10 protein-coding genes are annotated in these 13,530 nt (G+C 64.2%); 2 read left to right on the top strand and 8 right to left on the bottom strand.

The genetic code is table 11. The features are described 5' to 3' along the window. Nucleotides 1–142 precede the first annotated feature (142 nt). From ACTIFE_RS00330 to ACTIFE_RS00310, 5 genes are all read right to left on the bottom strand, one after another. The gene (locus ACTIFE_RS00330) at nucleotides 143–2,359 is read right to left on the bottom strand and encodes a heavy metal translocating P-type ATPase (RefSeq protein WP_439527174.1); all 2,217 of its coding nucleotides are present in this window, start codon (nucleotides 2,357–2,359) and stop codon (nucleotides 143–145) included. A gap of 510 nt (nucleotides 2,360–2,869) precedes the next feature. Next, complete coding sequence (locus tag ACTIFE_RS00325; protein ID WP_439527173.1) at nucleotides 2,870–3,799, bottom strand: ABC transporter permease; 930 nt, start codon at nucleotides 3,797–3,799, stop codon at nucleotides 2,870–2,872. Between the two features lie 10 nt (nucleotides 3,800–3,809). Further along, nucleotides 3,810–4,781 (bottom strand): ABC transporter permease, encoded by a 972-nt coding sequence (locus ACTIFE_RS00320; RefSeq protein WP_439527172.1) that lies wholly within the window; start codon nucleotides 4,779–4,781, stop codon nucleotides 3,810–3,812. 59 nt (nucleotides 4,782–4,840) lie between these two features. Continuing rightward, nucleotides 4,841–6,436, bottom strand: coding sequence for an ABC transporter substrate-binding protein (locus ACTIFE_RS00315; RefSeq protein ID WP_439527171.1), 1,596 nt, complete (start codon nucleotides 6,434–6,436; stop codon nucleotides 4,841–4,843). 203 nt (nucleotides 6,437–6,639) lie between these two features. Then, on the bottom strand, nucleotides 6,640–8,337 hold the full coding sequence (locus ACTIFE_RS00310; protein WP_439527170.1) for an adenylate/guanylate cyclase domain-containing protein: 1,698 nt from the start codon (nucleotides 8,335–8,337) through the stop codon (nucleotides 6,640–6,642). A 194-nt stretch (nucleotides 8,338–8,531) separates the two neighbouring features. Here ACTIFE_RS00310 and ACTIFE_RS00305 point away from each other — a divergent pair, with 194 nt between their 5' ends. Beyond that, nucleotides 8,532–8,891, top strand: coding sequence for an ArsC family reductase (locus ACTIFE_RS00305; protein WP_439527169.1), 360 nt, complete (start codon nucleotides 8,532–8,534; stop codon nucleotides 8,889–8,891). 37 nt (nucleotides 8,892–8,928) lie between these two features. Here ACTIFE_RS00305 and ACTIFE_RS00300 read toward each other — a convergent pair whose 3' ends face one another. Then, on the bottom strand, nucleotides 8,929–9,348 hold the full coding sequence (locus ACTIFE_RS00300) for a YcbK family protein (RefSeq protein ID WP_439527168.1): 420 nt from the start codon (nucleotides 9,346–9,348) through the stop codon (nucleotides 8,929–8,931). Nucleotides 9,349–9,449: 101 nt separating this feature from the next. Then, nucleotides 9,450–10,634 (bottom strand): citrate/2-methylcitrate synthase, encoded by a 1,185-nt coding sequence (locus ACTIFE_RS00295; RefSeq protein ID WP_439527167.1) that lies wholly within the window; start codon nucleotides 10,632–10,634, stop codon nucleotides 9,450–9,452. An 82-nt stretch (nucleotides 10,635–10,716) separates the two neighbouring features. On the opposite strand from ACTIFE_RS00295, the gene ACTIFE_RS00290 reads away from it, so the two are divergent. After that, a complete protein-coding gene (locus ACTIFE_RS00290; RefSeq protein WP_439527166.1) occupies nucleotides 10,717–11,844 on the top strand; it encodes a citrate synthase in 1,128 nt (375 codons plus the stop codon). A 271-nt stretch (nucleotides 11,845–12,115) separates the two neighbouring features. Here ACTIFE_RS00290 and ACTIFE_RS00285 read toward each other — a convergent pair whose 3' ends face one another. Next, nucleotides 12,116–13,519 carry a TRAP transporter large permease gene (locus tag ACTIFE_RS00285; protein WP_439527165.1) on the bottom strand — a complete coding sequence of 468 codons (1,404 nt, stop codon included), beginning with the start codon at nucleotides 13,517–13,519 and terminating at the stop codon, nucleotides 12,116–12,118. Between the last annotated feature and the right edge of the window lie 11 nt (nucleotides 13,520–13,530).

Here is a 13,530-nt window from a genome sequence, read left to right as displayed (position 1 = left end):
CGATCTCGGCAGCGGCGGGGCGGGAACTGGGCAGCACGAGGCGTCTGATCCTGTTGATCTGAATAGATCATACAGAAACAGTCATTCATCATACAAATGAAATCTCATGCGCTGAGGGAGCGGGCACGGCGTCCCGGCTCCGTCAGCGCTTGCCCGGCTTCCAGCGGCGCAGCAGGCTGGCGTTGGTCACCACGGAGACAGAGCTGAGCGCCATGGCAGCCCCGGCCAGCGCGGGCGACAGAAGCCCCATAGCCGCCAGAGGAATGCCGATGACGTTGTAGGCGAAGGCCCAGAACAGGTTCTGCCGGATCTTGGCGAAGGTCGCCCGCGACACGGCAATGGCTTCGGCCACCATCAGCGGATCAGACCGCATCAACGTGATGCCTGCGGCCTCCATGGCAACATCCGCGCCGGACCCCATGGCAATGCCGATGTCGGCCGCCGCCAGCGCCGGGGCATCGTTGAGCCCGTCGCCGACCATGGCAACGGCACCGCCAGCGGACTGGCGCAGGCTGGCAATCGCCTCCGCCTTGCCCTCCGGACGCACGCTGGCGCGCACGTCGTCCAGCCCGATGCGCGAGGCAACAGACCGGGCGACCGCTTCCGTGTCGCCGGTGACCATGGCGGTGCGGATGCCCTGGGTTTTCAATGCTTCGAGTGCCCCGCGCGCTGTCGGGCGGATCTCGTCGGCCATGGCGATGACACCAACGGCGCGGCCATCCAGCGCGACGATGACGCTGGTCTTGCCATCGGCCTCGAAATTGCGGCGCAGGGAGTCTGCCGTGAAGCGGTCGATCTTCAGCTGGTCCATCAGCGCCTCGTTGCCGATGGCGAGCGCATGGCCGCCAATGACAGCAACAAGCCCCTGCCCCGGTACGGCCTCGAATTCCTTCGGCGCGGCCAGCGGCAGGTTGCGCGCCCGGGCCGCATTGACCATGGCATGGGCGAGCGGATGTTCACTGGCAAGCTGGGCCGAGGCGGCAACCGACAGGAGCCGGTCGGTGTCCTTGTCGAAGGCAACCACATCCGTGACGACAGGGCGGCCTTCCGTCAGCGTTCCGGTCTTGTCGAAGGCGACGACCTTTAGCCGGTGCGCCACTTCCAGGGCCTCGATGTCGCGGATGAGAATGCCGGCCCGGGCAGCAGCGCCGGTGCCTGCGACAAGCGCCGTCGGCGTGGCAAGGCCGAGCGCACAGGGGCAAGCGATGACCAGCACGGCAACCGCCGTGGACAGGGCCGCATCAAAGTCTGCGGCGAGGAACCACCAGGCGGCGAAGGTCAGGGCGGCGAGGACCAGCACGACCGGGACGAAGATGGCGGAGACCTGATCGACCAGCTTCTGCACCGGTGCGCGCGAGGCCTGCGCCCCTTCGACAAGGCGAATGATGCGGGCGAGCGTCGTGTCCTCGCCAAGCGCGCCGACATCGACCTGCAAGGCACCGGAGCCATTAACGGTACCGGCGGTGACCCAGTCACCGCTCTGGCGGGTGACCGGCAGGCTTTCCCCGGTGATCAGCGCTTCGTCCAGCTCGCTGGTGCCGCTGAGGATCGTGCCATCCACCGGCACCCGCTCGCCCGGACGAACGAGAACGCGGTCGCCCAGTCGGATTTCGCTGAGCGGAACCGTTTCAACGTCGTCCCCGACCATCCGGTTGGCGGTGTCGGGCCGGAGGGCAGCCAGCGCGCGGACAGCGGCGGACGTCGACCGCTTGGCGCGGGCCTCCAGCAGCTTACCAAGGAGAACCAGCGTCAGGATGACGGCCGATGCCTCGAAATAGAGATGCCCTGCCCCACCGGGAACGAACACCCGGTAAAGGCTGTAGCCAAAGGCGGCGGAGGTGCCGAGGGCAACCAGCACGTCCATGTTCGCCCCGCCCGACGCCAGGGCCTTCACCGCGCCGCGATAGAACCGCGCGCCGACGAAGATCTGCACCGGCGTCGCCAGCAGCAGCTGTGTCATCGGTGACGGCATCCAGTGAATGCCAAAGGGCATCAGCACCATGGGCACGACAAGCGGCAGGGTGAGCAGAACGGCCATCACCAGCAGCAGACCGGTGCGCCGCTCGTCAGCCCGCTGACCGGCTTCCGCCTTATCACGCTCCTGCCTTGCGTTGACGCCCGGCTCATCGTGCAGGCGCGCCTGGAAGCCGGCCTGTTCGACCAACGCAATGAAGGGCGCAGGTGACATCTTTCGGCGCAGGGTCACGGTGGCGCGCTCGAGCGCGAAGTTCACATTGGCATCGCTGACGCCTTCGGCTGACGCCAGCGTGCGCTGGAGACGCGCGGCGCAGCCGCCGCAGGTCATGCCGGTGATGTCGAGCGTTACGGTCGGGGCGGTCGCGGCGCGGTGCGGAGCCATGGTCGGGATCCTAGCTGACGAGAGGCATCTGGTGGGGGCGGAGGCGAACCGGCGAAGCAGTTCAGCCTTTCCTGATTGGCCCCAGATAGGGCTTCCAGTCACTGGAAGGTCAAGCCCCTTCCGCACTGCACGACATTTTGGCGCGGAAGCCGCTGTTTTGCCGCCAATTTGTGCAGCGCACCCCTTCCAAACATGCTGCAATGCGGTATTCTGACTTTGCGGAATTTAAGTTGACCCGATGTATTAAGGGGTCAGGCAGATGTTTAGATCATTACACCGGGCGTCGTAAGCGAGGGGAGAGACGGGGGCGTCTCTCCCCTTTTCTTTTTTCCAACTTATACCTTGCGTTCGACCGGATCTTCAGGTGAGGCGAGCAGTGCCATTGACGGCGTCATGGCAAGCAAATGCCGCGTATAGGGATTGGCCGGAGCAGTGAAGACTTGATTTCCCCCCTGCCCAACTGACCTGCTTGAGGGGCTCGCGGGTGGCCCGCGCAGTGAGGCGGTTGCGCTACCTCAGTTTCGGATTGAGCGCGTCGCGCAGGAAGTCGCCCAGGAGATTGACCGCCAGAACCAGCATCGCCAGCGCCGCCCCAGGGAAAAGGGCGATCCACCATTCGCCGCCATACAGAAAGTCATTGCCGGAGGCGATCAGCGTGCCGAGCGAGGGCTGGGTGGGCGGCATGCCGACCCCCAGGAATGACAAGGTCGCTTCGGTGACAATGGCAACGGCCAGATTGATCGTTGCGATGACCAGAACCGGACCCAGTACATTCGGCAGGATATGGCGCATCAGGATCAGATGCGCGGGCAGGCCCATGATGCGGGCGGACAGAACATAGTCCTTGTTCCGCTCCACCATGGTGGCACCGCGCACGGTCCGGGCATATTGCACCCAGAAGGAGAGCGCGAGGGCGGACACGAGGATCCAGAAGGCGAAGACCTCCCGGTCCAGCCGCCCGAACAGGCCGTTGGCGGCGCCATCGATGAGCAGGGCGATCAGGATGGCCGGGAAGGTCAGCTGCACATCGGCGATGCGCATCAGAACCGCGTCGATCCGATCACCGAGATAGCCGGCAACCAGTCCAAGGCTGATGCCGATACAGGCGGCCGCCAGCACCGCCGTAATGCCGACGCCGAGGGAGATGCGCAGACCGTAGAGGATGGCCGAGAGAATATCGCGGCCCTGATCATCGGTGCCCAGAAGAAAGCGCGGGTCACCACCCTCCATCCAGATCGGCGGCAGGCGGGAATCGAGGATGCTGATTTCGGCAAGGTCGAAGGGATCCTGCGGCGCGATCAGAGGGGCCAGCAAAGCCCCGAGCACGAACAGAAACACAAGCACGGCCGCTGCGATGGCAACGGGGGAGCGGCGAAAATCATAGCACAGATCGCTCTCAAGAAGCCGTGTCAGCCAGGCGCGCGCCGCGGGCATGTTCATCGCCCCCTCCTCATGCGCTGGCCCGCAGGCGCGGATCGATCAGGAAATACAGGATGTCGACGATGAAATTGATCGTGACGAACAACAGCCCAGTCAGCATCAGATAGGCGGCCATGACCGGGATATCGACATTCTGCACCGCCTGCAAAAACAGCAGCCCCATGCCCGGCCACTGGAATACTGTTTCGGTAATGGTGGCGAAGGCGATGATCGAGCCCAGTTGCAGCCCGGTGATGGTGACAACAGGAACGAGCGTGTTCTTGAGCGCGTGACGGAAGTACACGAGGCGGTCCGGCAGGCCGCGCGCGCGGGCAAAGCGGATGAAGTCGGCCCGCACCACCTCAAGTATCTCGGCCCGGACCAACCGCATGATCAATGTCATCTGGTAGAGCGCCAGCGTGATGGCCGGCAAGACGAGGGCCTTCAGCCCCGACACGGTGAGAAACCCGGTCGTCCACCATCCGCCAAGATCCACCACATCGCCGCGCCCGAAGCTGGGCAGCCATTGCAGGCTGACCGCAAAGATGTAGATCAGCAGCATGCCGAGGAAGAAAGTCGGCAGCGAAATACCGACCAGCGACAGCGACAGGAACAGCCGCGCCAGAACCGTCTCTCGCCGGAGACCCGCGTAGACACCCATGGGAACACCCACCACCAGGGCAAGCAGCGCTGATGTGAAGGCCAGTTCCAGCGTCGCCGGAATGCGCTTGGCAAAGAGATCGGCGACCGGCTGGCGAAACTGGTAGGACGTGCCGAAATCGAACCGCGCGGCATTGCCGAGGAACCGGACAAACTGCAGCGGCATCGGGTCGTTAAGGCCCAGTTGCTCGCGCAGGGCCTCGCGTTGCTCGGTCGAGGTCTCGACTCCGACCATCTGGTTGACCGGGTCACCCACGTGCTGGAACAGGGAGAAGGCGATGAGTGCCACGACCAGCAACACCGCAACCGCCTGCATGAACCGTCTGAAGGCGAAACCGATCATGTCCTGCCGTTTCCCTGGCTGGGAGCGCTGCAGCCGATGAGACCGCCGGCCGCCCTGGTTCAGTTCTTGGTCACGGAGCGGAACATCAGTGTGTCATCAGCCCGCTGGGCAAGGGCAATCCGATTGGAGACACCCCAGGCAAGACCCGGCTGATGCAGCGGAATATGCGACACGTCCGCATGATGCAGCTGAAAGGCCTCCAGGATCAGGGCGTCACGCCGGGCCGGATCAATCTCTGCCATGATCGCCTTGACCAACGCGTCCGACTTCGGATTGCAGTAGCCGCCAATGTTGAACGCCCCGCCCTTGCCGGCATCGTCCCGGCAGGTGGTGAGGTTTTCGAGGACATTCCAGCTGTCGAGCGAGCCCGGCGTCCAGCCGAGCAGGAAGAACGAGGTCTCGAAGCCGCCTGACGGCAGGATCCGGGCGAAATACTTCGCCTTCGGCTGGGCATTCACGCTGGTCTTGACGCCGACCTTGGTGAGCATCTGCGCGACGGCCTGACAGATCGCCTCGTCATTGACATAGCGATCATTGGGGCAGTCCATCACCAGTTCGAAGCCATCCGGATAGCCAGCCTCTGCCAGCAGGGCCTTTGCTGCCGCCGGATCATGGGGCCAGCGCTCGATTTCGCCGGCGCGGCTGAACAGATAGGGCGAAATCAGAAGCGCGGTCGGCGTCGACATGCCACGCATGATCTTGGTCCGGATCGCCTCGATGTCGATGGCCTGATACAGCGCCTTGCGCACGCGAACGTCCTGGAAGGGATTCTTTCCCTTGACGCTGGAGAACAGCAATTCCGGCCGCCGCTGATCCATACCCAGATACATCGTGCGCAGTTCCGGGCCGATCAGGGCCCGCGTCCCGGCGTTGTCCTCGACACGCTTGATGTCCTGGACCGGCACCGGATAGATCAGGTCCAGTTCCCCGGACAGAAGCGCCGCAACCCGCGTCGCATCAGATGCGATGGGCGTGAATTCGACCCTCGTGAGATTGTGCAAGGGGACGTCCCACCAGTCAGCGTTGGGCTCGAACACGGTCCTGACGCCTGGCTCGTGGCTGGTGATGCGGAAGGGCCCTGTGCCATTGGCATGGAGCGCGGCATGATTGGCGCTGGTGTCGGACGCGGACGTGACCTTCACGGCGTCATTGGCCTCGGTCCACTCCTTGTCCATGATGAACCAGGTTTCCCACTCGGCGTGGAGGATCGGATTGGCGGTGTCGAGCCGGAAATCCACCGTATAAGGATCGACGGCCTCGACCGTCGCACTGGCATCAATGCGCTTGGTGAGGTCGGAGCCGGCAGAGCGAACGCGCTCGACCGAAAACAGGACATCATCGGCATTGAAGTCACTGCCATTGTGGAACTTGACGCCCTTGCGCAGATGGAAGCGCCAATGGGTCGGGGACAGAATTTCCCAACGCTCGGCCAGGGCCGGCTCCAGCTGGAGCTGGGCATTGCGGCGGACCAGCCCCTCATAAACATTGGCGAGCGTCGCGAGCGTGAAGCTCTCATTGAGACTGTAGGGGTCCAGTTGGTTCAGTGACCCCTGATAGGAGAACTTCAATGTCTCGGCTCGCCCGGCTTCAAGAAGTCCCACGCCCCATACCCCTGCGGCCAGACCTGCCGCCAGCAGAACCTGTTGCAGTTTCATCTTTCGCATCCCCTTGCCCAAGATCCGAACCGTCCGCAGATCGTCCGCCTTCGGTAAAACCTTTGCCGGATAGACCGGCACATTGTTTTATATTTGCAGAGGGGGAGTCTCGCCGTCCAGAGCTAAATTTTTGTGTTTCTTGATATATTCGCAATACTGCATCCAGCGGCACCTGCGCAGATCCGACCTTGCTGGGCCAAGGGTCAGGCAGCGGCGGCGCGCTCGAGGGCCGCCAGAATAGGGGCGGTGCTGGCCGGACAAGCCACGTCGAGCGGAGCCAGACGGCCCCGGATCGGCACCTGCAGCAAGGGCATGAACGGATCAAGCCCCGCTCCTGATGCCTTGAGGACATCCAGCGAAATCGCCGCCAGCGCATTCTGCTCCTTGGCAACGCCTTCGAGCCGGCTGGCGACATTGACCACGTCGCCCAGCGCCGTCAGGCCCGAGGCAACGCCATTGCGTCCATCCAGGCCAATGCGCCCGAGAATAGCGGAGCCGCCGTGCAGGCCAACGGCGATGCGCAAGGGTGCGGACAGTTGTGCCGCCAGATCCCTGTTGACCCGCTTCAGTTCCTCGGCGAGGTCGACAATGGCAGCCAGCGCAGAGCGCGACCCGGCCGCCATGCCGCTTTCAACACCGAAGAGCGCCATGATTCCATCCCCCATGACCTTGTCGATCATGCCGTCATGCTTGCGGATGACCCGTACGACGCTGTCGACATACCGGTTGAGGATGAACACGACATCGAAAGGCAACCGCCCCTCGCTGAGGGCGGTGAAGCCGCGCAAGTCGACGAACATGACCACGACCGGCTGCTCCGTGCCCCAGCGGTAGCGATCCTGCAGGCCTTCCCGCGGGAAGGCAGCGCCACCATTCAGCAACGGCCGGACAACCAGATCGGTGGCGGGCCGCACCTGGCAGGCAAGACGGACGTTCTTACCGGCATGGATCCGCTGCAGCACCTGCTGTTCCGTCAGGCCAGGTTGCGGCAGATCGCCCCCACCGGAAACGATGAGGGTGCGGCAAGTGGAACAGCGCGCCCGGCCGCCGCAAACCGACATGTGCGGCACACCCTTCATGCGGCTGATTTCAAGGAGTGTCGGGCCGGGCCGCGCGCGGACGGATTTCTCGCCCAGATAATGCACCGTGATCGGCCGCTTGCCGAGAGTGCCGAACTGGCGCAGCAGCGAGACAGCAATGGCCAGCAGCAGCAGCGAAAAGAACGCGATGCGCCCGGCATCGGCCAGCACCTGCAACTCGGCCGTCTGTTCGGCCGTGACCTTGAGCTGAAACTGGCCTTCCAGCACCAGGCGGCGTGCCGCGTTGATCCAGCCCGTCAGTGCCAGGATCGGAACCGCCACGGCAAACGTCAGCAACGTCCCACGCCAGTTCGGATACCAAGGCTTCAACCTGAGCCAGAAATGCAGGCCGAAGCAGCCATGCAGCCAGACGATCACCAGCAGGAAGCTCTGCGTCAGGCCGGATCCGGGCCAGAGCACCGAAAGTTCGTGCTGGTAATCGAGAAACGAATGATAGCGGGCCACGGCCCCGCGGGTCATCGCGATATGCCGGATCAGGAGATACGGAATGGCAAGACCGAGAAGGATCTGAAGCGCTTCCCAGGCCGGCATCTTGAACGTGCGCCGCATCGCGATCCGGTAGAGGGCAAAACCGACATGCAGCAGCAAGGCGCCGTAAAGAAGGATGGTTCCCGGCCATGACCACCAGACCACAATCCTGAGATCCTGCGCCCGTTGCGCCCATTCGAGGGAAATATTGCCAAGGGCATGATTGAGAAAATGCGTTGAGGCAAACACAAACAGGACAAGCCCGGAATAAAGCCGGAGCTGCTGGGTAACCGGCCCCTTCCCAGGTGGTGTGCGCGTGTCCTGCCGGGCCATGACCTTATCCCCTCCTGCCGGAGCGGATCGAACCGCACCGCATGTTTACGTATGCCGCCGCAACCTCTGTCCTGCAAGCCCGTCCAGCCCGTCCGGCAGGATGGCTGTCGCCATCGGCATCAACAGGGGTGGATTTTACCGGCTGGCTGGCGCATCTAGGGCCCATGAGCAGAGGCGGCAAACGCGAGGGTGGAATGATCGTTTACGGCATCAGGAACTGCGACACGGTGAAAAAGGCCCGGGCTTTTCTGGAAGCGGCGGGGCTTGCCTATACCTTCCATGATTACAAGAAGGATGGCGCCGACGCAGCCACGCTGCAGGGCTTCATCGAAACCTTCGGCTGGGACCAGGTGGTCAACCGCAAGGGGACAACATGGCGCAAGTTTCCGGAGGAGGACCAGGCTGCGGTGAAGGATGCCGCCAGCGCGCTGGCCCTGATGCTGGACCAGCCCTCGGTGATCAAGCGGCCAATCGTGGTTGCCAAGGGCCGGACGCTGCTCGGCTTCGACCCGGTTTCGTGGGAACTCGCCATCGAAATGGGCGAACTGGCCTGAATAGCCTGAACCTGCTGCCGCAGGCGCCGCTTGCCGCCTACCAGGTGCGGCGCGGGCCGGTGTCGATGTGGTAGTGGCCGAAGGCATAGCGCTTGTAACCGCCCACTTCCGGTTGCGCTTTCAGGAAGGCGAGGATCGCGCCGGGATCGCCGCGCACGGTGAAATCGACCGCCTTGCAATCGAGGTGGTAGGAGTTGCTGGCGCCGCCCTTCCACCAGTTTTCCAACCACCAGCGTTTGGTCGAGTGCACCGTCACCCGGCCATAGCGATCAGCGACCCGGTTGAGCACCTTCTTCAGGCTGCGCGGCACGCACCATTCGGTGTCGTTATAGGTGATCTTGTCGGACGACGACGTCATCCAGCCAAGCCCCGTCACGCCGGACAGCGAGCCGCAGCCGCTGAGCAGAAGCAGGGCCGAAAGCAGGAAGCCCGAGATGACAACAGGCCGCAAACGCACGGCGGACCCCTTTCATGGGCGCTGGAAACCAGCCCCAAGGGTCGGTGAACTTGTTTAAGATTGTCATGAGAAACAAGGTTAACTGGTAACCTCGGCCTCTATCACTTGCCCCGGCGCGGGCGCTCGCCGACATAAGTCGCGCGTGGCCTGATCTGCTCGGGAACCGCTATCTGCTCCAGCGCATGACCAATCCACCCGACAATTCGACCGGCACAGAACAGGATCTTCGCGGCATCCGGCGGCAGGCCGAGCGCACGTACGACAAGTGCGAGGGCAAAGTCGATGTTGGGCGCCGCGCCGAACAATTCCGCCGCCCGGGCGATCAAGGCAGGCGCCAATTCCAGAACAGGATTGTCCGGCAGGGCCCGACGTGCGCGCGCCAGGAGACAGGTCGCGCGCGGATCCTCGCCACGGTAGACCATATGTCCGAAGCCGGGGAGCGGATCCCCGCGTTGAAGCCGCTGCTGCAGCACCGGGGCAATATCCACCGGATCGCGGATCTCGGCCAGCCAGGCCGCGACCCGATCGGACGCGGCCCCATGACGCGGGCCACTGAATGCCCCAACGCCCGACAGCAGCGCCGCATGCAGCGGCGCGCGGGTGGACGCGGCACAGCGCACGGCAAACGCGCTGGTGTTGAGCTCATGATCCGCCGACAGGATCAGCGCCGCCCGGACCAGATCTGCGCCGGCCTCGGTCGCTACACCAAAGGCTAGCGCCAGCTGACGATGCAGCGGTTCCGCAGACGGAACCGGCAGCCCCGCGAGTGCGGCGACACCGATCCTGAGCAGAGCGGCGCCCTTGACCGGCAGCAACGCCGGAGCCCGGGTGTAGGCGGCGGGATCAATCAAGGGATACGCCGCAAGCGCCAGCATCAATCGCTCCAGCGGTGCGCAGCCGTCGGGTGGAACCGGCAAGGCGGGCGGCGGCGGTGTGGCAAAGGGATCGCTGTCGCACGCCCACAGCAGCCCGGCGACGGCCTCGAGCGTGAAACTCTCCGCCAGATCCAGCGCTGAATGGCCCCGGTACCACGGTCCATCTTCGGCGATCAGCGTCAGGCGCGTCTCAAGGACAGCGCCGCCGGTCAGAGACGTTGTCGCAACCGGCTCAGGCCGGTCGCGCTGCGCCGCAAGTCCCCGGATGTCGGAGGCATCATACCGCTTCTGCTTGCCGGGACCGGGAACAGACCGGATCAGGCCACGGCTGACATAGGCATAGAGCGTGGCGGGCTGCACGCCGAGTTCGGCCGCAGCCTCACGCGCGGAAAGATAGAGCGGAGTTGTCACACATTGATTGTATCTATCAATATTGACGATATCAACGCCGGGACGCGAAGCTTGGCCGGATTGCCAGACACAGGAGCGTCCCATGACCGTCAGTTTCCCTCCCAGCACCGCCACGCGTGCCATCCTTGCCCCAGGCCTCGAGGGCATTGTTGCCGCCGACACGATCCTGAGCGAAGTCGACGGCGCCAATGGCCGTTTGATCCTGCGGGGGAGGCACATCGAGGACCTTGCCGGTCATCTGACTTTCGAGGCAGCCTTGGAGTTTTTCTGGCAAGGGCTGCTGCCAATGCCGCAGACCCGGCCCCTTGCCGACGCCCTCGCCGACGCCCTCGCCGCCGCCCGCCTGCAGGCCTTTGCCTCCGCCGTCCCGGTGATGCGGGCAGCCGGACCCGGGCTCGGCATCTACGAGCGGATGCGACTGGGGCTCGCTGCCCTGTGCCGCGAAGAGGCCGCAGAAGATGCCTTCGCAATCACCGGCGCCCTGCCCGTGCTGCTGGCTGCCGCCGCGCGGATCGGGAGAGGCGAAGCCCCGATTGCCCCAAGCCCGACGGCCGCAAGCGCGGAAGACCTGCTGACCATGCTGACAGGCACGGCACCGACCGCACGCGCGGTGGCTGCAATCGACCGCTACCTTGTCACCATCCTCGACCACGGCTTCAACGCCTCGACCTTCACCGCAAGGGTGATCGCCTCGACGGGTGCGGACATGGGATCGGCGGTGCTGGGGGCCATGGGGGCGCTGAAAGGCCCGCTGCATGGCGGCGCGCCGGGCCCGGTGCTCGATATGCTCGATGCCATCGGCACCCCTGAGCGGGCGGAACCCTGGATCACCGACGCCCTTGCAAGAGGTGAAAGGCTGATGGGCTTCGGCCATCGGATCTACCGGCAGCGGGATCCGCGCGCGGATGTGCTGAAAGCGGGACTGGCGACGCTTGAAGCCGCCGACGGCCGCCTGGCGCTGGCCGAGGGGGTGGAACGGGAGGCGGTGGCAGCCCTGGCCCGGCACAAGCCGGACCGGCCGCTCAACACCAACGTCGAGTTCTACACGGCCGTGCTGCTGGAAGCGGCAGGCATCGACCGCGGTCTGTTCACGCCGCTTTTCGCCACGGGTCGTGTTGCCGGCTGGTGCGCCCATGTCGCCGAACAGCGGGCGACCGGCCGTTTGATCCGCCCCGGCTCCCGCTATGTCGGCCCCATGCCGGCAGCGTGAGCATGTCCCGTAAAACAAAGGCCGGCTCACAGGGGCCGGCCTCAGACTGCTGATAAACCCTCTATCGTCATCCCGGGCGCAGCGGAGCGGAGACCCGGGACCGGAGGGCCAAGGTCTCTCCTAGGGTAACTCATTGAAAGATAGAGGTCGCGGCTCTCCGGTCCCGGCTCGGCGCTTCGCTTGGCCGGGATGACTTCGGTGAGGTCGAGGTTTGTCATCAAGCTCAGGCCGGCTCTCGCGAGCCGGCCTGTTTCGTGTCTGGTGCGGGTGCCTACTTGTTCAGGATCAGTTCCGGGCCCATCAGCGTGTAAGGCAGCCAGGTCGACAGGGCCGGGACATAGGTCACCAGGATCAGGAACAGGAACAGGATCGCCACGAAGGGCATGGACGCCCGCACCACCTGGATCAGGCTCATCCCCGTTATGCCGGACGTGACGAACAGATTGAGGCCGATCGGCGGCGTGATCATGCCGATTTCCATGTTCACGACCATCATGATGCCCAGGTGAATCGGATCGACACCGAGCGCCATGCCAATCGGGAACACCACCGGAGCCACGATCAGCAGCAAGCCTGACGGCTCCATGAACTGACCGCCGATCAGCAGGATGATGTTGACGGCAATCAGGAAGGTGAACCAGTTGAACCCGGCATCCACCATCACATCGGTCAGGATCTGCGGGATACGCTCGGATGTCAGCACATGCGCGAAGAGCAGGGCGTTGACGATGATGAACATCAGCATGATCGTCGTCCGACCGGCGTCAACCAGCACCTTGCGTGTCTCGGCGTGGAAGAAACCAGGCACGAAGTTTGCTATCGTGAGCCACAGGTTGCGCACGATGGCAGTTCCGATCGACTCTCCGTCCTTGCGCATGGGCACGCCCTTGAGCGGCCCCATGTCGCGGTAGATGAAAACCGCGATGAAAAACGCATAGACGGCGGCGACAGCGGCAGCTTCCGTCGGCGTGAAGACGCCGCCGTAGATGCCGCCCAGGATGATGCCGATGAGCAGCAGTCCGAAGCCGGCCTCACCACCTGCCGACAGAATTTCCTTCACACCGGCAAAGGTCTGCTTCGGCATGCCCTTGATCCGGGCATTGACGTAGATCGCGGCCATCAGCATGAGGCCTGCAACCAGGCCCGGAATGACGCCGGCCAGGAACATGCGCCCGACCGAGACATCCGTTGCGGCCGCGTAGACGACCATGACGATCGACGGCGGAATGAGAATTCCGAGTGTGCCGGCATTGGCAATGACGCCGGCGGCGAACTCCTTCGTGTAGCCAACCTCGCGCATGCCGGCGATGGCAATCGTGCCGATGGCAACCACGGTCGCCGGCGACGAGCCGGACAGGGCGGCAAACAGCATGCAGGAAAACACGGCCGCAATGGCCATGCCGCCGCGCATATGGCCGACGCAGGCAATGGCAAAGCGGATGATGCGCCGCGCCACACCGCCCGTCGACATGAAGCCAGACGCGAGAATGAAGAACGGAATGGCCAGCAACGTGTAGTTCTGCGAGGCCGTGAACAGCTGCAGGGCAACCGACGACACGGAGTCGTTCGAGAACAGCGCGATGGTGAGCACGCTGGACAGGCCCAGCGAAATGGCAATCGGCACTCCGAGAAACAGGAGCCCGAGCACCATGATAAAGAGAATGGCAGCTTCCATGGTGGTGACCC

Origin of the sequence: Pannonibacter sp. (assembly GCF_051860505.1) — a bacterium.
Lineage (GTDB): Bacteria > Pseudomonadota > Alphaproteobacteria > Rhizobiales > Stappiaceae > Pannonibacter.
The sequence above is the reverse complement of the archived record's forward strand: the minus strand, read 5'-3'. Positions and strand labels throughout refer to the sequence as shown.

Bases quoted from the DNA above. Each gene is read 5' to 3' on its own strand.
- ACTIFE_RS00330 (WP_439527174.1), bottom strand. From the start codon at position 2,359: ATGGCTCCGCACCGCGCCGCGACCGCCCCGACCGTAACGCTCGACATC.
- ACTIFE_RS00325 (WP_439527173.1), bottom strand. From the start codon at position 3,799: ATGAACATGCCCGCGGCGCGCGCCTGGCTGACACGGCTTCTTGAGAGC.
- ACTIFE_RS00320 (WP_439527172.1), bottom strand. From the start codon at position 4,781: ATGATCGGTTTCGCCTTCAGACGGTTCATGCAGGCGGTTGCGGTGTTG.
- ACTIFE_RS00315 (WP_439527171.1), bottom strand. From the start codon at position 6,436: ATGAAACTGCAACAGGTTCTGCTGGCGGCAGGTCTGGCCGCAGGGGTA.
- ACTIFE_RS00310 (WP_439527170.1), bottom strand. From the start codon at position 8,337: ATGGCCCGGCAGGACACGCGCACACCACCTGGGAAGGGGCCGGTTACC.
- ACTIFE_RS00305 (WP_439527169.1), top strand. From the start codon at position 8,532: ATGATCGTTTACGGCATCAGGAACTGCGACACGGTGAAAAAGGCCCGG.
- ACTIFE_RS00290 (WP_439527166.1), top strand. From the start codon at position 10,717: ATGACCGTCAGTTTCCCTCCCAGCACCGCCACGCGTGCCATCCTTGCC.
- ACTIFE_RS00285 (WP_439527165.1), bottom strand. From the start codon at position 13,519: ATGGAAGCTGCCATTCTCTTTATCATGGTGCTCGGGCTCCTGTTTCTC.